We start from the raw sequence: 17,887 nt of genomic DNA, 5'->3' as shown, positions 1-17,887 counted from the left end.
ACCCGCAAACGAGGTTCGCGCCGTGAAGTTCTCCTTCCGCCCCACCGAGGGCGCCTTCTACGAGCTGTTCACCCGGGCAGCCCAGAACCTCGTGCGCGGCACCGAGCTGCTCAACGAGCTGGCTCTGCCCGGGGTGGACGTGCAGTCGGTCAGCGACCGGCTGACCGACGTCGAGCACGACAGCGACCAGATCACCCACGAGCTGTACAAGAAGATCAACTCGACCTTCATCACGCCGTTCGACCGCGAGGACATCTACTCGCTGGGCTCGCAGCTCGACGACGTCATGGACCACCTCGAAGCGGTCGGCAACCTGCTCTACCTGTACGGCCTCACGGAGCTGCCGTCGCTGCCGCGCGAGATGCACGAGCTGGTCACCGTGCTCGACCAGCAGGCCAAGATCACGGCCGACGCGATGCCGCGGCTGCGCACGATGAAGAATCTCGAGGAGTACTGGATCGAGATCAACCGGCTGGAGAACGACGGCGACCGGGCGTACCGGATGCTGCTGGTCCGGCTCTTCTCGGGCGAGTACGACGCGCTCACGGTGCTGAAGATGAAGGAGGTCGCCGACGAGCTCGAGGACGCCTGCGACGCCTTCGAGCGGGTGGCCAACACCGTCGAGACCATCACGGTCAAGGAGTCCTAGGCCTTGTCCGCCGAGCTCGTCGCAGTGCTCGCGGTGATCATCGCCGCGATGGCCTTCGACTACACCAACGGTTTCCACGACGCGGCGAACGCCATCGCCACCAGCGTCAGCACCCGGGCCCTGACCCCGCGTGTCGCGCTCGCGATGGCCGCGGTCGGCAACTTCATCGGCACCCACTTCGGCGCCGGCGTGGCCAAGACGGTCGGCGACGGCCTGGTCAAGCTGCCCACCGGCATCCCCAGCCTGGGCGTGGTCTTCGCCGGTGTGCTGGCGGCCATCTGCTGGAATCTCGTGACCTGGTACTTCGGCCTGCCGTCGTCCTCGTCGCACGCCCTGTTCGGCGGCCTGGTCGGGGCGACGTTCTTCGCCGCCGACGCCACCATCGAATGGGACACCATCACCGAGAAGGTGCTGATCCCGATGGTCGCCTCGCCGGTCGTCGGCCTGGTCCTCGGCTTCGCGGTGATGATCGCGATCTCCTGGATCTTCCGGCGCGGCAACCCGGGCCGCCTCAACCGCGGCTTCCGGCACGCGCAGACCGTCTCGGCCGCCTTCATGTCGGTCGGCCACGGCATGCAGGACGCCGCGAAGACCATGGGCATCATCGTGCTGGCGCTCTACACCGGCGGCTTCCAGAGCGACGCGACGCACATCCCGTGGTGGGTCTTCTGGACCTCGGCGGCGGTCCTGGCCGCAGGAACCTACGCCGGCGGCTGGCGGATCATCCGCACCCTGGGCCGCAAGATCATCGACCTGGGCCCGGCGGAGGGCTTCGCGGCCGAGACGGTGGCCAGCTCGGTGCTCTACTTCAACGCGCTGGTCCTGCACGCCCCGATCTCGACCACCCACACGATCACCTCAGCGATCATGGGCGTCGGCGCCACGAAGCGCCTGAGCGCCGTCCGCTGGAACGTGGCCGGCAACATCGTGCTCGGCTGGATCATCACGTTCCCGGCCGCGGGCGCCCTCGCCTGCGTCATCTACCTGGCGGTCCGGCCCCTGTTCAACTGAGCCCTTCCCGCGTGCGCTGTCACAGAGTGGTCCTCCTCGGTGTCTTCATGTCATCGACACCGAGGAGGAGACATGACCGGTCACACCAGGGTCCCCAGAACTGAGATCACCGGTGTCTACGGCGCCGTGCTGAAGAGGTTCAGCCGCAAGATGTTCGGCCAGGTGCCCGAGGCCCTCGAAGTGATGTGGCACCACCGGCAGGTGCTCAGCACCAGCATGGGTATGGGCCGCAAGGCCGCCAAGTGGCACGAGTGCGACGAGGACCTCAAGTCGTACGCCCACATGGCGGTCGCCGCGCTGGTCGGCTGCTCGTTCTGCCTCGACCTCGGCTACTTCCAGGCGCACAACAACGGCCTGGACGAGGTCAAGGCCCAGCAGGTGCCGCGCTGGCGGGAGTCGGACGTCTTCACGCCGCTGGAGCGCGACGTGCTGGAGTACGCCGAAGCGATGTCGCAGACCCCGCCGACGGTCACCGACGAGCTTTCCGCCCGCCTGCTCGCCCGGCTCGGCCCGCCGGCGATGATCGAGCTCACCGTGTGGATCGCCTTCGCCAACCAGGCCGCGCGCACGAACGTCGCACTCGGCATCGAAACCGAGGGGCTGTCGGCGTCGTGCGGCCTGGCCCCCATGGCTCAGCCGAGCGGCACCGCCTCGCGGACATGACCGACGACCCGTTCCTCACCCACCGCAGCCTGCTGTTCACGGTCGCCTACGAGATGCTCGGCTCCGCCGCCGACGCCGAGGATGTCGTGCAGGAGACCTGGCTGCGGTGGGCGGACCTCGACGCCGGGGCCCGGGGCGAGGTTCGCGACCCCCGCGCCTACCTGGTGCGGGTGGTCACCCGGCAGGCCCTCAACCGGATGCGGACGCTGGCCCGCCGGCGCGAGGAGTACGTCGGTGAGTGGTTGCCCGAGCCGTTGCTGACCAGCCCGGACGTGGCCGAGGACGTCGAACTCGCGGAGAGCGTCTCGTTCGCGATGCTGACCGTGCTGGAGACGCTCGGACCCACCGAGCGGGCGGTGTTCGTGCTGCGTGAGGTGTTCGAGCTGCCGTACGAGGAGATCGCGGCCGCGGTCGGCAAGACGGCCGCGGCCGTGCGGCAGCTCGCCCATCGGGCCCGGGAGCATGTGGCCGCGCGGCGGCCGCGGGTGCGGGTGAGCCGGGCCGAGCAGGTGGCCGTCGTGGAGCGGTTCCGGGTCGCGGTCCGCGACGGCGACCTGCAGGGGCTGCTGGACGTGCTCGCGCCCGACGTCGTCCTGGTGTCGGACGGTGGCGGGGTCGTCGCCGCTGCTCGCCGCCCGATCGTCGCCGCCCGGCGGGTGGCTCCGCTGCTGGCGAGCCTGGCCGAGGTCGGCGGCGACTTCACCGTGCTGCCGATGTGGCTCAACGGCGCGCCGGCGATGCGCTTCGACCTCGGCGGCGAGCTCGACACGGCGGTGAGCTTCGTGCTCGACGGCGGTCGGATCACCGGCATCTACGCCGTGCGCAACCCGGACAAGCTGGCCCGGCTCGGAGCCGAGGCCCGGCTCAGCCGGTGACCGGGTAGACCACGCCGAGCTGCGCCCGGACCCCGTCCATCAGGGTCATGATCTCCAGGGTTGTCCGGTGCGGCATCAGCGGGCTCTCCAGCAGGCCCTCGGTCAGGCAGCGTTGCACCTCGGCCGCCTCGTACTGGTAGCCGCTGCCCTCGAACGGGTAGCTGATCTCCTCCGGCTCCGCGCCCGCCCGGTGCAGCCGGAACGAGCGGGGCACGAAGAAGCCCTGTGGCAGGTCGATCCGGCCGAGCGTGCCGGTGATCGAGGCGGCGTTACGGGTCTCGCCGACCAGGCTGCACGTCAGTGCCGCGACCGCGCCCGAGTCGTAGCCCAGCAGCATGCCGGTGTTGTCGTCCACGCCCTCGGCCGTCAGTCGCGCCCAGCTGTGCACGGTCGCGGGCGCGCCCAGGATCAGGTGGGCCAGGTTGAGCGGGTAGACGCCCAGGTCGAGCAGGGCGCCGCCGCCCAGCGCGGGGTCCCGCAGCCGGTGCGTCGCCTCGAACGGTCCCTGCAGCCCGAAGTCCGCGTGCACCGCCGTGATCTCGCCGATCGCGCCTTCGGTGACCAGCTCGACGATCCGCCGGACGGCCGGGTTGCAGCGCATCCACATGGCTTCCATCAGGAACAGGCCCCGGCTGCCGGCCTCCCGCACCAGCCGCGCCGACGACGCGTGGTCCAGGGTCATCGGCTTCTCGCACAGCACTGCTTTACCGCCGGCGAGACAGGCCAGCGCCGCGTCGAGGTGGAACGCGTGCGGGGTCGCCACGTAGATCACGTCGACGTCGGGGTCGGCGGCCAGTTCGGCCCAGGACCCGTGGGCGCGGGCGAAGCCGTGCCGCTCGGCGAAGGCGGTCGCGGCCGCACCGGTACGGGACCCGACGGCGGCCAGCTCGGCACCGGGCACGAGCGGTAGGTCGGACGCGAAGGTGCCGGCGATGCCGCCGGTGCCCAGGATCCCCCAGCGGACGTTCTTCTCGGTCATGATCGCCACCGTATCGTTTGCCGCGGAAATCCGGCCTTCAGTCGTGCTTCGGGTGGTGGGTGGGGTGGTCGGATGGGAGAGGATCGGTGGGTGAGCCAATCGATGCCATTGCCGGCGGCCATGCTGCAGCGGGCCCGCGACTTCGCCGGCCCGCCGGCCCCGGCCCGCCCGGCGGCCACCGTCGTGCTCCTGCGCCCGGCCGCGGAGGCCTTTGACGTGTACGTGCTCAGACGCGCGTCGACGATGGTCTTCGGCGGCCTGCACGCTTTCCCGGGCGGCGGCGTCGACCGTAACGACCTCCCGCGGACGATCCGGAGCGACTGGCCGGAGCGCCTCGGCGTCCCCGAGCCGGAGGCGAAGGCCGTCGTGGGCGCGGCGGCGCGCGAACTCTTCGAGGAGGCGGGAGTCCTGCTCGCGGGCCCGGCCGGTGATGAGCTGGTGGGCGACGTCAGCGGCGACGACTGGGAGGCCGACCGGGTCGCGGTGCAGCGGCGGGAGCTGACCATGACCGAGCTTCTCGACCGGCGGGACCTGCGGCTGCGGGACGATCTGCTCTTCCCGTGGGCCCGGTGGATCACCCCGGAGTTCGAGCCGAGGCGCTTCGACACCTGGTTCTTCGTGGCGGCCCTGCCGCCGGCCCAGACGGCGCGGGACGTCTCCGGTGAGGCTGACCGGACCATGTGGATCAGCCCGGCGGCCGCCAACGGCCTGGCCATGCTGCCACCTACGCGGGTGATGCTGAACGATCTGTGCGCGTATCAAAGTATTGATGATGTGCTGCGAGCGGAAGCGGACCGCGACGCCGCCGCTCCCGTCATGCCCCGGGTGGAGCTGACGGAAGACGGCGGCGTGCTGCACATGTGATCAGCCGAAGCGGCCGGTGATGTAGTCCTCGGTCTTCTTCTGCGTCGGGTTGCTGAAGATCTTCTGCGTGTCGTCGTACTCGATGAGCCGGCCGGGGTCGCCGGTCTTCTCGATCGAGAAGAAGCCGGTCTTGTCGCTGACCCGGGCCGCCTGCTGCATGTTGTGCGTGACGATGATGATCGTGAACTGGTCCTTCAGCTTGAACATCAGGTCCTCGATGGCCAGCGTCGAGATCGGGTCGAGCGCCGAGCAGGGCTCGTCCATGAGCACGACCTGCGGCTGCACCGCGATGGTGCGGGCGATGCAGAGGCGCTGCTGCTGACCACCGGAGAGACCGGCGCCCGGGCGGGCCAGCCGGTCCTTGACCTCGTCCCAGAGGTTGGCCGACCGCAGCGACTTCTCGGCCGCGTCGTCCAGCAGGGACTTCTTCTTGACGCCGTTGAGCTTCAGGCCCGCGACCGCGTTCTCGTAGATCGACATCGTGGGGAACGGGTTGGGGCGCTGGAACACCATGCCGATCATCCGGCGTACGGCGGTCACGTCGACGTCGGCGTCGTAGATGTTCTGGTCGTCGATGGTGAGCCGGCCCTCGATGCGGGCGTTCGGCAGCACCTCGTGCATGCGGTTGATGGACCGCAGGAACGTCGACTTGCCGCAACCGGACGGGCCGATCAGGGCGGTGATCGTCTTCGGCTCCACGGTCATGGAGATGTTGTCGATCGCCTTGAACGAGCCGTAGTAGGACGAGACGTTGCTCGCCTCGATGCGCTTGGCCATGGGGGACACCTCTTTGTCAGGTCAGCCGGTTGCGGCGGGCGAGCAGCTTCGCCGCGATCGTCAGGATGAGGACCAGGGCGACCAGCGTCAGTGCCGCCGTCCAGGCGCGGTCCGGGGCGTACCGGGAGGCGTCGCCGGCCTGCTGGTACACGTACAGCGCCAGCGACGACTGGTTGCCGGCGAACGGGTCGAAGTTGATCGCGGCGGCGCCACCGGCCACCAGCAGCACCGGGGCGGTCTCGCCGGCGGCGCGGGCCACGGCGAGCATGACGCCGGTGACGATGCCGGGCAGCGCGGTCGGCAGGACGACCTTGACGATCGTCTTCCACTGCGGGACGCCCAGCGCGTACGCGCCCTCGCGCAGCGGCCCGGGCACCAGCCGCAGCATCTCCTCGGTGGACCGCACGATGGTCGGCAACATCAGCACGGTCAGCGCCAGCGAAGCGGCGAAGCCGGAGAAGCGCGGCACGCCGTTGTTGAACCAGGGGCTGACGATCAGCACCCAGAACGCCAGGATGAACAGGCCGGCCACGATCGACGGGATGCCGGTCATGACGTCGACGAAGAAGCGCACGGTCAGGGCGAACTTGCCGCGGCCGTACTCGACCAGGTAGATCGCGCCCAGCACGCCCAGCGGGACGGCCATCAGGGTGGCGATGCCGACCTGCTCCAGGGTGCCGATGATGGCGTGGTACGCGCCGCCGTTCGGGTCCCGGGCGCCGATGTTGTTCATCGAGCTGCCGAAGAAGTCGCCGTCCAGGCGGGCCGCGCCCTTGGAGACCAGCGTCCACACCACCGAGGCCAGCGGCAGGATCGCCAGGATGCAGGCCGCGTAGATCAGCGTCTTCCAGAGCCGGTTGCGGGCCGAGCGGCGGCCCTCGACCCGGGTCGCCGCGGCGAAGAGCCCGGCCAGGTAGAACACGATGCCGACCACGACGACGAGGACCCAGTTGCCCAGGCCGAGGCCGAGCACGACCGCCGCGGACACGAGCAGCGCGACGACGGCGATGCCCAGGTCGACCACCAGCGGCAGCTTCTTCGACCGGATGTTGTCCGGCGTCATGACAACGCCGGGGACTTCTTTCTCCAAAAGACTCATGCGGCACTGTCCCGGAACTCGCGGCGGCGGTAGATGATCGCCCGCGCTGCCATGTTGACGACCAGGGTGATGGCGAAGAGCACCAGGCCGGAGGCGATGAGCGCACCGCGGCCGGTGGCGTTGGCCTCGCCGAACGTGTTGGCGATGTTGGCGGCGATGCTGTTGCCGCCGCTCTCGATCAGGTTGAACGAGATGTTGAAGACGATGCCCAGGGTCAGGGCGAGGGCGATGGTCTCGCCGAGCGCGCGACCCAGGCCCAGCATGATCGCGGCGAGGACGCCGGGCTTGCCGTAGGGCACCACAGCCGTGCGGATCATCTCCCACTTGGTGGCGCCCAGGGCGAGCGCCGCCTCCTCGTTCATCAGCGGGGTCTGCTGGAAGACCTCGCGCGACAGCGAGGTCACGATCGGCAGCACCATGATGGCCAGCACCAGGCTGCCCAGCAGGATCGACCGGCCGAACGGGCCGTCGCCGCCGAAGATCGGCAGCCAGCTGAAGTACTTGTTCAGCCAGACCGAGAAGTCCTGCACCGGCACCCGGAACACGTCCCGGCCCCAGAGGCCGAAGACGACGCTGGGCACCGCGGCGAGCAGGTCGATGATGAAGCCCAGCGGGTTGGCCAGCCGCTTGGGCGCGTAGTGCGAGAGGAACAGGGCGATGCCCAGCGCGATGGGAACCGCGACGATCAGCGCGATGATCGAGGTCAGGACCGTGCCGAAGGCCAGCGCCGCGATGCCGAACTTGGGCTCGGCGTCGTTGGGGAACCAGGCCTTGTAGGTCAGGAAGTTCTCGGTGTTGGCCTGCAGGGCGGGCACGGCCTTCGAGATCAGGAAGATCGCGATGGCGACGATGATGACCAGCACCATCGCGCCGGCGGACGTGCTGAGGGCCCGGAAGCCGGTCTCCATCGAGAACCGGGCCTTCCTGGGCAGGGCGCCCCCACCACCGAGCGGCGGGCGGCTGCCGTCGAGATCATCGGGAGGGATCGGCGATAGGCCGCCGCCGGCGGACCGGGCGTGACGTGCTGTCACGCTCGATCCGCCGGCTTCGGTGCTCGCCGAGCGGGAGGGGTAGTCACCCATTCGCTCGCTCGCTGTCGTCTAGTGGGGGTAAGGGGCGCCGAGGGCGATCAGGAGATGGCCGCGACCGAGGTCTCGACCTTGCTGCGGACTGCCTCCGGCAGCGGGGCGTAGCCGAGCTCGGCGAGCGCGGACTGGCCACCGGTGCTGGCGGTGTAGCTCAGGAAGCCCTTGATGGCCGCGGCCTTTCCGCTGCCCTTGCTGCAGGCGATCTCGTACGTGACCAGGACGATCGGGTACGCGCCGGCCTCGGTGGTGGCGTAGTCGATGTCGAGGGCCAGGTCGTTGCCGGTGCCCTTGACCTTGGCGCCGGCGATGGTCTTACCGGCACTCTCGCCGCTCAGCTCGACGAACTCACCCGCACCGTTCTTGATCTTGGCCTTCTTCAGGTCGCTGTTCTCCGCGAAGGAGAGCTCGACGTAGGAGATGGCGCCGACCGTGCTCTTCACCGCGGTCGCCACGCCGTCCGACTTGGCCGCACCGACGCCGCCCGGGGCCTTCCAGGCCTTGGCGTTGCTGAAGGTCCAGTCCGCCTCGGCGGTCTTGCTCAGGTACTTGGTGAAGTTGTCGGTGGTGCCCGACTCGTCGGAGCGGTGCACGGCCTGGATCGCCGTCGACGGGAGCTTGGCGTCGGCGTTCTCCGCCTTGATCGCCGGGTCGTCCCACTTGGTGACCTTGCCGGCGAAGATCTTGGCCAGGGTGGCCGGCGAGAACTGGAGGTTCTCGACGCCGTCGAGGTTGTAGACGACCGCGATCGGGCCGATCACCATCGGGAGGTTGAGGGCCTGGCCGCCGGGGCACTTGGCGTCGGCCTGCGGCAGCTCCTCGGGCTTGAGGGCGGAGTCCGAGCCGGCGAAGTCGGCGGTGCCGGCGATGAACGCCTGGATGCCCGCGCCGGAGCCGGTGCCCTCGTAGCCGATCTTGGCGCCCGAGCACTGGCCCTGGTAGGCCTTGATCCACTCGTCCATGGCGTTCTTCTGCGCCGAAGAACCCTGGGCCGTCAGGTCGCCGGCCGCGCAGTTCGCGGAGGCGGCCGAGGCACCGCCGGCGGCAGGCGAGTCGGTGTTGTCAGAGCCGCATGCCGCGAGCGCGACCGAGGCGGTCAAGGCAATGCCGGCAACGTAGAACCGCTGGAGCTTCAACGGGTTTCCCTTCGAATGAATAACAACTCCGGGCTCCGTAGTCCCGGCCGGCCGAACTCTCATCGGCACACCCGGAAAGCTAAGAGCGCGAGGTGACCGGCTCCCCGGGCATAAGTGAACGCAGGGTGAACAGGTCTGCGCCGGTTCGTAGCCTTTGGCTGAGGAAGGGTTGTCCGTTAAGTGAACCGAGGGCACGACGCCGTATAAGTCCGTTATTTTGTGTTCTCTTTCGGGCCCGAGTGACCGGCTCGGGACGCGTGGGACGACGCCGGTGTGAGGCGGCTTACTGGTCCCCGCCAAGCCGATAGCTGCATAATGCAGCTATATGGTGAGACCCCCGGGAGCCCCCATGACCGCACCGCACCGACCCGCGACCAATCCCTTCAAGCAGCCCCGCGCCGTCTGGGCGGTGGCCTTCGCCTGTGTCATCTCGTTCATGGGCATCGGGCTCGTCGACCCGATCCTGCCGGCCCTCGCGAACGACCTGCACGCCACGCCGAGCCAGGTGTCCCTGCTGTTCACCAGCTACCTGGTGGTGACCGCGGTGGCGATGCTCGTGGTCGGCGCCGTGGCCAGCCGGATCGGGCCCAAGCTCACGCTGGTCGTCGGGCTGGGCATCATCGTCGTCTTCGCCGCGCTGGCCGGCACCTCCGACACCGTCGGCCAGATCGTCGGCTTCCGGGCCGGCTGGGGGCTGGGCAACGCGCTGTTCATCGCGACCAGCCTGGCGGTCATCGTCGCCTCGGCCACCAGCGGCTTCGCGGGCGCGATCATCCTCTACGAGACCGCGCTCGGGCTGGGCATCGCCGTCGGCCCGCTGCTCGGCGGCGAGCTGGGCAGCATCAGCTGGCGCGGCCCGTTCTTCGGCGTCGCGGTGCTGATGGCCATCGCGATGATCGCCACGATCGCGTTCGTGCCCTCGCTGCCCCGGCCGGCCCAGCCCACGTCACTGACCGCGCCGCTCAAGGCGTTGCGCCACCGCGGGCTGCTGACCATGGGCATCATGGCGCTGCTCTACAACTGGGGCTTCTTCACCATGCTGGGCTACGCGCCGTACCCGATGGAGCTGGACGCCCACCAGCTCGGCCTGGTCTTCACCGGCTGGGGACTGCTGGTTGCCGCCTTCAGTGTCTTCTTCGCCCCGCGGCTGCAGGCCCGCTTCGGCACCGCGAAGGTGCTCTACGCCAACATGGCCGCGCTGGCCATCGTCATGGCGGTCATCGCGGCCGGCGTCTCGACCCCGCGGACGGTCATCGTCGCCGTCATCGTGAGCGGCGCTTTCATCGGTATCAACAACACGCTGACCACCCAGGCGGTCATGCTGGTCGCGCCGGTCGAGCGGTCGGTGGCCTCCTCCGCGTACGGCTTCGTGCGCTTCATCGGCGGCGGCCTGGCCCCGTTCGTGGCCGGCAAGCTGGCCGACCGCTTCGACCTCAGCGTCCCGTTCTACCTGGGCGGCGTGGCGTTCCTGCTGGCCATCGTCGTGCTCGCCACCGGCCACAAGCTGGTCACCGCGGCCGAGTCGGGGGACAGCGAGGCAGTCGCGCCGTTCGTGCCGGTCGGTTCCGTGGTCCCCGCCGACGCCCGGCCGGTCGTCGTCGCGGTCGGGGCCACCGCCGACGCGGACGCGATCGTGGACGCGGCCGCGGTGCTCGCCCGGGACCTCGACGCCCCGCTCGAAGTGGTCCGGGTCCGCGAGACCGTCGTGATCGAGGAACTGGCCATCGAGCCGGAGGACGAGCAGAGCGCTCGTGCCGCGGTCACCGCCCACCTGCGCCGGCTCGCCGACCAGGGGGTCGCGGCCACCGGGATGCTGCTGACCAGCGTCGGTGACCACGCCGCGGCCGGCCGGGCCCTGGCCTCGCACGCCGCGGACGTGCAGGCCCGGACCATCGCGGTGGGACGTTCGCCGCGCGGGCCGGCGGCCCAGTTCGCCGACGGCAGCTTCACCGCGGCCCTGACGCGCGCGGCGGCCTCGACCGTCGTGCTCGTCACGCCGGACGAGACCCCGCGCCGGCTCACAGCCGCCACGCTGCCTGAGCTCCGCGGCGTGTGACGAGGTGTCCGGCTTCGAGTTCGGCACGGACGGACCGCACGCCATCATCGTCGGCGTGGACGGCTCGCAGACCTCACTGCGCGCGGCCGCGTACGCCGCCGGCCTGGCCCGGCGCCAGCACACCCGGCTCGTGGTCGTCTATGCCCGCGGTGCCCCGGGCGCCCTGCTCACGCTGGCGGACCCCACCGGGCTGGCCACCCGGGCCGAGCTGGACACCCAGGACCAGATCGAGGCCCAGCTCCGAGCCGAGTTGCACAGACAGGCGCAGGTCTGGGGAGTCGACGCCCGGCTGGAGGCCCGCCAGGGCGATCCGCTCACCGTGCTCAGCGAGGTGGCCGACGAGGTCCGCGCGGATGCCGTGATAGTCGGCTCGTCACGCAGCGTGGGTCACCGGATCGCGGGCTCGCTCGCGGTCCGGCTGATCCGCTGCGGCCGCTGGCCGGTCACGGTCGTCCCCTGACCATCAGTGGTCAGTCGCGGCTGTACATCACGTCGGTGGAGTGGATCTCGAAACCCAGCCGCCGGTACAGCGCGACCGCAGCGGTGTTCGACTCGTCCACATAGAGCAGCACGTCGGCCAGGCCCAGCCCGGCGAGATGCCGGAGGCCGGCCACACTGAGGGCGGCGCCCAGCCCGCGGCGATGACCGCCCGGGTCGACGCCGAGCACGTAGATCTCACCGATCGCGGGCTCGCCGCCCTCGGCCGGGTGCACCTTCGTCCAGTGGAAACCGAGCAGCCGGTCGTCGGCCGGGTCCACCGCCAGCAGGAAACCGGCCGGGTCGAACCACGGCTCGCCGAAGCGCAGCCGCAGGTCGTCCGCCGTCCAGCGGCCCTGCTCAGGGTGGTGGGCGAAAGCCCGCGAGTTGACGCCCAGCCAGGCCTGGTCATCGGCGCCGGGCACGAAGGTCCGCACGGAGACGCCCTCGGGCAGTGGCACCTCGGGCAGGTCACTCAGGGACCTGCGCATCTGCCAGAGCACTCGGGAACGGGAGAAGCCGGCCTTCTCGGCGAAGGCGCGGGCGGCCTGCTCGTCACCGTGCGCCCAGAACTGGAGAGGGCCGGGACCGGCCGCTGCCAGCAGGGCGGTGCCGTAGCCGCGGAGCCGGTGTTTCGGGTGCACCACCAGCTCGCCGGACGTGCCGTCCAGGTAGGCGTAGCCCGCCAGGGTGTCGTCCGCGTAGACGAGCAGGTGGGTGCGGCCGGAGCCGCGCAGGCCGAGGACACCGTCCTCCGACAGGGGGTGGACGCCGTCGGCCTCGTCCGCCGCGGCGGCCAACGTGAGCACGTCAGCCGCCTCGGCGGGGGAGAGCCGGTCCTGGGAGCGGACCTCGGTCATACGGGCAGGGACACGGGCTCGTTGTCGGGCAGCTGCCGGCCGCTCGGCGGGACCACGAACTTGTAGCCCACCTGGCGGACGGTGCCGATCATCGACTCGTACTCCGAGCCGAGCTTGGCGCGCAGTCGCCGCACGTGCACGTCGACCGTCCGGGTGCCACCGAAGTAGTCGTAGCCCCAGACCTCGCGCAGCAGCTGGTCGCGGGTGAAGACCCGGCCCGGGTGCTGGGCCAGGAACTTGAGCAGCTCGAACTCCTTGTAGGTGAGGTCGAGCGGGCGGCCCTTGAGCTTGGCGGCGTAGGTGTCGGGGTCGATGTTGAGCTCGCCGGCCCGGATCGAGCCGCCGGCCCCGGCCGTGGCGTTGGTCAGCCGGCCGACCGCCAGGCGCAGCCGGGCCTCGACCTCGGCGGGACCCGCGCTGGCCAGGATGACGTCGTCGACACCCCAGTCGGCGTTGAGGGCGATCAGGCCGGCCTCGGTGACCACTGCCATCAGCGGGACACCGATGCCGGTCGCGTGCAGCATCCGGCACGTCGCACGGGCCTCGGAAAGCTCCGAGCGGGCGTCGACGAGCACGGCGTCCGGGCTCGGCCCGGACACCAGAGTGCGCACGTCGCGGGGCGCCGTGCGCACGGAGTGGGGCAGCAGGTCCAGCGCGGGAAGCACGGCGGAGGGCTCACCAGCACGTGCCGTCACCAACAGGAGGATTTCCACACTCACCTCGATCCTCGCGGCACGGGGCCGCTCGGGTGACCCGGTCTGCGCAGCTCAGGGCTGCGCCACCGGTAGGACTTGTCCCGGCGTCACCGACGGGTGGGCTGCGAATACCTTAACCGATGCAGCACGCGGAAAGCCCTGGTCGGATCGCCAAGTGATGTGAACTACGCCCCCGAGGTGGCCGAACGGCCGGATCGTAACCAGCCTTTTACCCGACCTGCGACGCCGGCTCCGTGGGAGCGCGCCCATGTTGCCGGCCCGTGTCGGATGAGATGACCGCGCCGCGATGAGCGCGATCGGCCCCGGGTCTGGCACCATCGCAGGCGTGCTTCCCTCCGCGCCGCGCGACAACGACTCCTGGGACGACGACGTCTCCCGGGAGATCGCCCGGTCGGCGCCGGGCCGGTCGTCGTCCGGCTTCTACGCCGGCGCCCCCGAGCCCGCCTCCCGGATCGGCGCCCGTGGCGGCGAACCGGACGAGGACGATGCCGAGGAGATCGAGGAGGAGATCCCCGAGGTCCCGGTCCGCCGCCAGCTGTCGGTGGCGATCGCCGGCTTCGCGGCTCTGCTCGGCGTGGGGCTGATCCTGGGGGCGCAGACCTCCGGACCGGACGCGCGCCTGCCGTACGCGATCGTGGTCTTCGGGGTGCAGTTGCTCTTCATCCTGGCCTTCACGATGGCCATCCGGCCGCCCGCGGTAGGCACGGTCGCCGGGGTCTGCGTGGCTGCCGCCCTGGTGGCCGACTATCTGGCGGTCAACCGCGAGTCCGCCGGGATCCTGCCGCTGATCGTGGTGGCGGCGGCCGGCTACGCGGTGGCCGTGGCCGGGCAGTTCATCCGTCCCAGCGACCGCATGCATGTGCGCGACGCCTTGAGCGGCACGCTGCTGATCGTGGTCGGCGTGGTCTCGTTCGCGCAGCTGATCGTGCTCACCCGCAAGCCGGTCGGCACCCAGGCGGTGCTGGTCTGCCTGACCGCGGTGGCCGTGTCGGTGCTGGTCGCGCATCTGGTCGACGCCTTCTTCCCGCGGCCGCGGATCGCGCCGCAGGTGCCCCGCGGCGCCAGCGGCATCATCGCCGGGGCCATGCTGGGCACTCTCGCGGCGGCCGCGCTGGGCAGTGTGCTCGTGCTGCCGTTCACGCCGGCCAAGGGTGCCCTGCTGGGCTTCGTCGCCGCCGGGGTGGCCATGCTGGTGGATCTCGCGGTCAACTATTCGGAGGTGGGCCGCCGGATGGCCGGTGACACACCGACCTTCTGGGTGGCCCGGCACATGCAGGGCCCGCTGGGTGCGTTCGCCCTGGCCCTGCCCGGTGCGTACGTCCTGACGGCCTTCTTCCTCAGTTGAGGGTGTCCGGAGAGCTCGCATCGGGCATATACCGTGCCCCATCCTGACGTGAACGGGAGGCCGTAGTGGCTGAGGTGTACGGGTCCGCGCGGCCGCGCAAGCGCTGGGGTCGGCGTCTGCTGATCACCTTCGTGGTGCTGCTGCTCATCATCCTGGGGGCGCTGGTCGTGGCCGACCGGTTCGGCGCCTCCTACGCCGAGCGCGAGATCGGCGACCGGGTCGCCCAGCAGCTCACCGAGCAGAAGGCCACGGCCGAGAAGCCGGACGTGACCATCGAGGGTGTGCCGTTCCTGACCCAGGTCCTGGCCGGGAAGTACCAGGAGATCAAGATCCTGCTGAACAACTTCTCCGGGCCGGCCGGCAACGGCAAGAACATCAAGATGGACCGGCTCGACATCCGGGCCAAGGACGTGAACGCGCCGCTGGACACCGTGCGCACCGGCAACGGCGACATCGTGGCCGCCACGGTCACCGGCGTCGGCACGCTGAGCTATCCCGACCTGGCCGACCTGATCGGCCAGAAGGGTCTCAAGCTCAGCGAGCGGGACGGCAAGCTGATCGGTGCCGCGCCGTTCGAGGCGCTGGGCCAGACCTTCAACACCACCGGTACGGCGAACCTGGTGGTCAAGGACGGCGTCGTCAGTGTCACCTTCGCCGACGTGACCGCCGAGGGCCTACCGAACATTCCGCTGGTGCGCACCCTGGTCGACAACTACGTGAAGCAGCTGGCCTTCGATCTCAAGGTGCCGGCCCTGCCGCTGGGCCTGAAGGTGCAGAAGGTCGAGCCGCGCGCCGACGGCCTGTACGTGACCACCGGAGCCAGCAACGTGTCACTGAGTTCAGGCGGTCTGTGACCCCTGCCTCAATCCCGGATGGTGGTCGACGGTGTTCCGAGCCGTGGACCCGCTGGTAAGGTCGCGTTCATGAGCCCTCTGCTCACCAAAAGGCGCGCGGTCGACCTGTGCCGCGTGGCCGCCTGCCTGTGTCGCCCTGTCATCTGACGGGGCCATTCACGCTGCGCAGGATCTGATCTTCATCTGATTCTCCCCGCCCGGCAGTGGCGCCGTCGCACCCAACCCAACGTGATCCGTACCGCAAGGGTCCCGCGCGGGGTGCGACCGAATCTCCGCGCGCCGACTCACCCCCATCTCACCTGACCAAGGGAGTACTCCGATGAGTCGCGACACCGCACTCGTCTCTGCCGACTGGGCCGAGAAGAACCTCGACACGCAGGGCGTCGTCTTCGTCGAGGTCGACGAGGACACCACCGCCTACGACGGCGGCCACATCCCCGGCGCCGTGAAGATCGACTGGAAGACCGACCTGCAGGACCCGGTGCGCCGGGACTTCGTCAACCAGGAGCAGTTCTCCAAGCTGCTGTCGGGCAAGGGCATCGCCAACGACGACACCGTGATCCTCTACGGCGGCAACAACAACTGGTTCGCGGCGTATGCGTACTGGTATTTCAAGCTCTACGGGCACGGCGACGTCAAGCTGCTCGACGGTGGCCGCAAGAAGTGGGAGCTCGACGCCCGCCCGTACAGCAAGGACGTCCCGAACCGGGCCGCGACGCAGTACCAGGCGTCCGCCCCGGACCTGTCGATCCGCGCCTTCCGCGACGAGGTCGTGCAGGCCATCGGCGTGAAGAACCTGGTCGACGTGCGTAGCCCCGACGAGTTCGCGGGCCGGCTGCTGGCCCCGGCGCACCTGCCGCAGGAGCAGTCGCAGCGCGGTGGCCACATCCCGACCGCGATCAGCGTGCCGTGGAGCAAGGCGGCCAACGAGGACGGCACCTTCAAGTCCGACGAGGAGCTGGCCAAGATCTACGGCGAGGCCGGCCTGAACGGCAGCAAGGACACCATCGCCTACTGCCGCATCGGCGAGCGTTCCTCGCACACCTGGTTCGTGCTCAAGGAGCTGCTCGGCCAGCAGAACGTGAAGAACTACGACGGTTCCTGGACCGAGTACGGCTCGCTCATCGGCGTGCCGATCGCGCTCGGCGACGAGCCGGGAGAGGCGTGACCATGACGACTCCGGCGAACATCGCGGACGGTTGCGCCGCGCCCGACCAGTCGGCTCCCATCCCGGCCAGTGTCGATCTGCAGAAGGAAACCGTCATCACGGGCGTCGTGAGCAACGCCGAGGGTGAGGCGGTGGGCGGCGCGTACGTCCGCCTGCTCGACTCCACCGGCGAGTTCACCGCGGAGGTGGTCACGTCCCCGCAGGGCGTTTTCCGCTTCTTCGCCGCGCCCGGCTCGTGGACGCTGCGCGCCCTGTCCCGGCACGGCAACGGCGACCTGGCCGTGGACGCGACCCGCGGCGTCAACGAGGTCGGCCTCAGCGTCAGCTCCTGACCCACGCTCTGTTCACGAAAGGCGGGACCCGCACCGGGTCCCGCCTTTCGTCGTGCGAGCATGGCTGCCGTGACCGCCCCCGGGTACCACCCTGTCGCCCCGCCTTCCGCTGCCCGGCGGCCCCGGCGGCGCTGGTGGCTGACCGGGGTGGTGGTGGCCTGGGCGGTGGTGCTGACCGGCTTCGCCGTCTGGTCCGTGCGCAATGATCCGCCGACCGTGCCGGAGCAGCGGGACATCGCCGCGGCCCTGCCCGTGTTGCAGCGGGCCACGGGGGTGACGCTGGACGCGGCCGACGCCGCCGACCGGGTGGTCACGCTGGGCGAGCTGAGTTTCGACCGCGACTGTGCCCTCACGCCGGTGCGCGAGGGTGTCGAGGCCAGCCGGGAGATCACCGTCCGAGTCCAGCCGGGTCAGGTGCCCGGCGTGCTGCAGGCGATCGCCCGGGCGTTGCCGGCCGGGTACGCGGCCACGGCCCGGCACAACGAGGCCCGCACCCGCTACGGCCTGCGGGCCGACGCCGGTGAGTTCGTGGGGGTCGACACCACCGCCGACGCGGATGCCTCCGCCTTCACGCTGCTGGTCTCGACGGGATGCCGGCCGCTGGCGGACGGGGTGGATCTCGATCCGGCGCCCGTGGCGGCCACCGAAGTGCCGCAGGCGTTCACTGCCGCGCTGAGGGCGTTGGGGGCTACGGCAGCGAAGGCCACGAGCAGTGAGGTGAGCTGCCCGAGTGGCGGCGTCGCCCGTACGGTCACCGCCGACGAGCTGTCCGCACCCGCAGATCTCGGGCGAGCTCTGCGGGGCGTCGTCGCCGGGGCGGTGGTGGTGCAGTCCGACCCGCACGCGTGGGCGTACCGGGCCGGAAACGTGTCGATGGTGGTCAGCGACAGCGAGGGCCGGGCCCGGGTGGACGCCACCACCGGCTGTCGTTAACAAACTTT

Annotated in this window: 20 protein-coding genes; 13 read left to right on the top strand and 7 right to left on the bottom strand. The window is 70.3% G+C overall.

Going from position 1 to position 17,887, the window contains the following annotated elements; genetic code table 11:
• Positions 1-22: 22 nt before the first annotated feature.
• The 4 genes from ACQP2Y_RS44415 to ACQP2Y_RS44400 all read left to right on the top strand — a co-directional run bounded on the left by ACQP2Y_RS44415 (position 23) and on the right by ACQP2Y_RS44400 (position 3,198).
• A complete protein-coding gene (locus ACQP2Y_RS44415; protein WP_360545882.1) occupies positions 23-649 on the top strand; it encodes a DUF47 domain-containing protein in 627 nt (208 codons plus the stop codon).
• Between the two features lie 3 nt (positions 650-652).
• Positions 653-1,660 (top strand): anion permease, encoded by a 1,008-nt coding sequence (locus ACQP2Y_RS44410; protein WP_433722648.1) that lies wholly within the window; start codon positions 653-655, stop codon positions 1,658-1,660.
• Between the two features lie 72 nt (positions 1,661-1,732).
• Positions 1,733-2,323, top strand: a complete 591-nt coding sequence (locus ACQP2Y_RS44405; protein WP_433722646.1) for a carboxymuconolactone decarboxylase family protein — start codon at positions 1,733-1,735, stop codon at positions 2,321-2,323.
• Entirely contained in the window at positions 2,320-3,198 is an 879-nt protein-coding gene (locus ACQP2Y_RS44400) for an RNA polymerase sigma-70 factor (RefSeq protein ID WP_433722644.1), read from the top strand. Before ACQP2Y_RS44405 ends, ACQP2Y_RS44400 begins: the two co-directional genes overlap by 4 nt.
• On the opposite strand, the gene ACQP2Y_RS44395 is transcribed toward ACQP2Y_RS44400, so the two are convergent.
• A complete protein-coding gene (locus ACQP2Y_RS44395; protein WP_433722642.1) occupies positions 3,188-4,177 on the bottom strand; it encodes a Gfo/Idh/MocA family protein in 990 nt (329 codons plus the stop codon). The genes ACQP2Y_RS44400 and ACQP2Y_RS44395 overlap by 11 nt on opposite strands.
• Before the next feature lie 102 nt (positions 4,178-4,279).
• On the opposite strand from ACQP2Y_RS44395, the gene ACQP2Y_RS44390 reads away from it, so the two are divergent.
• Complete coding sequence (locus tag ACQP2Y_RS44390; protein WP_433732346.1) at positions 4,280-5,041, top strand: NUDIX hydrolase; 762 nt, start codon at positions 4,280-4,282, stop codon at positions 5,039-5,041.
• On the opposite strand, the gene pstB is transcribed toward ACQP2Y_RS44390, so the two are convergent.
• From pstB to pstS, 4 genes are read right to left on the bottom strand one after another with little or no spacing between them, the layout of a single operon-like run.
• Positions 5,042-5,818: a phosphate ABC transporter ATP-binding protein PstB gene (pstB, locus tag ACQP2Y_RS44385; RefSeq protein WP_433722640.1), complete on the bottom strand. Its 777-nt coding sequence runs from the start codon at positions 5,816-5,818 to the stop codon at positions 5,042-5,044.
• Positions 5,819-5,834: 16 nt separating this feature from the next.
• Positions 5,835-6,881 (bottom strand): phosphate ABC transporter permease PstA, encoded by a 1,047-nt coding sequence (pstA, locus tag ACQP2Y_RS44380; RefSeq protein ID WP_433732344.1) that lies wholly within the window; start codon positions 6,879-6,881, stop codon positions 5,835-5,837.
• 32 nt (positions 6,882-6,913) lie between these two features.
• Entirely contained in the window at positions 6,914-7,999 is a 1,086-nt protein-coding gene (gene pstC / locus ACQP2Y_RS44375) for a phosphate ABC transporter permease subunit PstC (protein ID WP_433722638.1), read from the bottom strand.
• A gap of 47 nt (positions 8,000-8,046) precedes the next feature.
• Positions 8,047-9,138, bottom strand: coding sequence for a phosphate ABC transporter substrate-binding protein PstS (gene pstS / locus ACQP2Y_RS44370; RefSeq protein ID WP_433722636.1), 1,092 nt, complete (start codon positions 9,136-9,138; stop codon positions 8,047-8,049).
• 349 nt (positions 9,139-9,487) lie between these two features.
• Here pstS and ACQP2Y_RS44365 point away from each other — a divergent pair, with 349 nt between their 5' ends.
• Both ACQP2Y_RS44365 and ACQP2Y_RS44360 read left to right on the top strand, forming a co-directional pair.
• Positions 9,488-11,194, top strand: a complete 1,707-nt coding sequence (locus tag ACQP2Y_RS44365) for an MFS transporter (protein WP_433722634.1) — start codon at positions 9,488-9,490, stop codon at positions 11,192-11,194.
• Between the two features lie 4 nt (positions 11,195-11,198).
• Positions 11,199-11,654, top strand: coding sequence for a universal stress protein (locus tag ACQP2Y_RS44360; RefSeq protein ID WP_433722632.1), 456 nt, complete (start codon positions 11,199-11,201; stop codon positions 11,652-11,654).
• Between the two features lie 10 nt (positions 11,655-11,664).
• On the opposite strand, the gene mshD is transcribed toward ACQP2Y_RS44360, so the two are convergent.
• On the bottom strand, positions 11,665-12,531 hold the full coding sequence (mshD, locus tag ACQP2Y_RS44355; RefSeq protein ID WP_433722630.1) for a mycothiol synthase: 867 nt from the start codon (positions 12,529-12,531) through the stop codon (positions 11,665-11,667).
• Positions 12,528-13,250 (bottom strand): winged helix-turn-helix transcriptional regulator, encoded by a 723-nt coding sequence (locus tag ACQP2Y_RS44350; RefSeq protein ID WP_203770153.1) that lies wholly within the window; start codon positions 13,248-13,250, stop codon positions 12,528-12,530. Before ACQP2Y_RS44350 ends, mshD begins: the two co-directional genes overlap by 4 nt.
• Positions 13,251-13,572: 322 nt before the next feature.
• On the opposite strand from ACQP2Y_RS44350, the gene ACQP2Y_RS44345 reads away from it, so the two are divergent.
• The 6 genes from ACQP2Y_RS44345 to ACQP2Y_RS44320 all read left to right on the top strand — a co-directional run bounded on the left by ACQP2Y_RS44345 (position 13,573) and on the right by ACQP2Y_RS44320 (position 17,879).
• The gene (locus ACQP2Y_RS44345) at positions 13,573-14,592 is read left to right on the top strand and encodes a hypothetical protein (protein ID WP_433722627.1); all 1,020 of its coding nucleotides are present in this window, start codon (positions 13,573-13,575) and stop codon (positions 14,590-14,592) included.
• Positions 14,593-14,657: 65 nt separating this feature from the next.
• Positions 14,658-15,446, top strand: a complete 789-nt coding sequence (locus tag ACQP2Y_RS44340) for an LmeA family phospholipid-binding protein (RefSeq protein ID WP_433722625.1) — start codon at positions 14,658-14,660, stop codon at positions 15,444-15,446.
• 18 nt (positions 15,447-15,464) lie between these two features.
• Positions 15,465-15,593 carry an Ms5788A family Cys-rich leader peptide gene (locus ACQP2Y_RS44335; RefSeq protein ID WP_360545852.1) on the top strand — a complete coding sequence of 43 codons (129 nt, stop codon included), beginning with the start codon at positions 15,465-15,467 and terminating at the stop codon, positions 15,591-15,593.
• Between the two features lie 172 nt (positions 15,594-15,765).
• Complete coding sequence (locus ACQP2Y_RS44330; protein WP_433722622.1) at positions 15,766-16,614, top strand: sulfurtransferase; 849 nt, start codon at positions 15,766-15,768, stop codon at positions 16,612-16,614.
• A gap of 2 nt (positions 16,615-16,616) precedes the next feature.
• Positions 16,617-16,946: a DUF1416 domain-containing protein gene (locus tag ACQP2Y_RS44325; protein ID WP_360814592.1), complete on the top strand. Its 330-nt coding sequence runs from the start codon at positions 16,617-16,619 to the stop codon at positions 16,944-16,946.
• 69 nt (positions 16,947-17,015) lie between these two features.
• Positions 17,016-17,879 carry a hypothetical protein gene (locus ACQP2Y_RS44320; protein WP_433722620.1) on the top strand — a complete coding sequence of 288 codons (864 nt, stop codon included), beginning with the start codon at positions 17,016-17,018 and terminating at the stop codon, positions 17,877-17,879.
• Positions 17,880-17,887: the final 8 nt, after the last annotated feature.

This window comes from Actinoplanes sp. CA-051413 (assembly GCF_050955795.1).
Classification (GTDB): domain Bacteria; phylum Actinomycetota; class Actinomycetes; order Mycobacteriales; family Micromonosporaceae; genus Actinoplanes.
Note: the sequence above shows the minus strand (reverse complement) of the source record. Positions and strands in the feature narration are given on the sequence as shown.

What these genes read in the sequence shown, in the direction of transcription:
- ACQP2Y_RS44405 (WP_433722646.1), top strand. Translation starts at nt 1,733, where the DNA reads ATGACCGGTCACACCAGGGTCCCCAGAACTGAGATCACCGGTGTCTAC.
- ACQP2Y_RS44400 (WP_433722644.1), top strand. Translation starts at nt 2,320, where the DNA reads ATGACCGACGACCCGTTCCTCACCCACCGCAGCCTGCTGTTCACGGTC.
- ACQP2Y_RS44395 (WP_433722642.1), bottom strand. Translation starts at nt 4,177, where the DNA reads ATGACCGAGAAGAACGTCCGCTGGGGGATCCTGGGCACCGGCGGCATC.
- ACQP2Y_RS44390 (WP_433732346.1), top strand. Translation starts at nt 4,280, where the DNA reads ATGCCATTGCCGGCGGCCATGCTGCAGCGGGCCCGCGACTTCGCCGGC.
- pstB (WP_433722640.1), bottom strand. Translation starts at nt 5,818, where the DNA reads ATGGCCAAGCGCATCGAGGCGAGCAACGTCTCGTCCTACTACGGCTCG.
- pstA (WP_433732344.1), bottom strand. Translation starts at nt 6,881, where the DNA reads ATGACGCCGGACAACATCCGGTCGAAGAAGCTGCCGCTGGTGGTCGAC.
- pstC (WP_433722638.1), bottom strand. Translation starts at nt 7,999, where the DNA reads ATGGGTGACTACCCCTCCCGCTCGGCGAGCACCGAAGCCGGCGGATCG.
- ACQP2Y_RS44365 (WP_433722634.1), top strand. Translation starts at nt 9,488, where the DNA reads ATGACCGCACCGCACCGACCCGCGACCAATCCCTTCAAGCAGCCCCGC.
- mshD (WP_433722630.1), bottom strand. Translation starts at nt 12,531, where the DNA reads ATGACCGAGGTCCGCTCCCAGGACCGGCTCTCCCCCGCCGAGGCGGCT.
- ACQP2Y_RS44335 (WP_360545852.1), top strand. Translation starts at nt 15,465, where the DNA reads ATGGTGGTCGACGGTGTTCCGAGCCGTGGACCCGCTGGTAAGGTCGCG.
- ACQP2Y_RS44330 (WP_433722622.1), top strand. Translation starts at nt 15,766, where the DNA reads ATGAGTCGCGACACCGCACTCGTCTCTGCCGACTGGGCCGAGAAGAAC.
- ACQP2Y_RS44325 (WP_360814592.1), top strand. Translation starts at nt 16,617, where the DNA reads ATGACGACTCCGGCGAACATCGCGGACGGTTGCGCCGCGCCCGACCAG.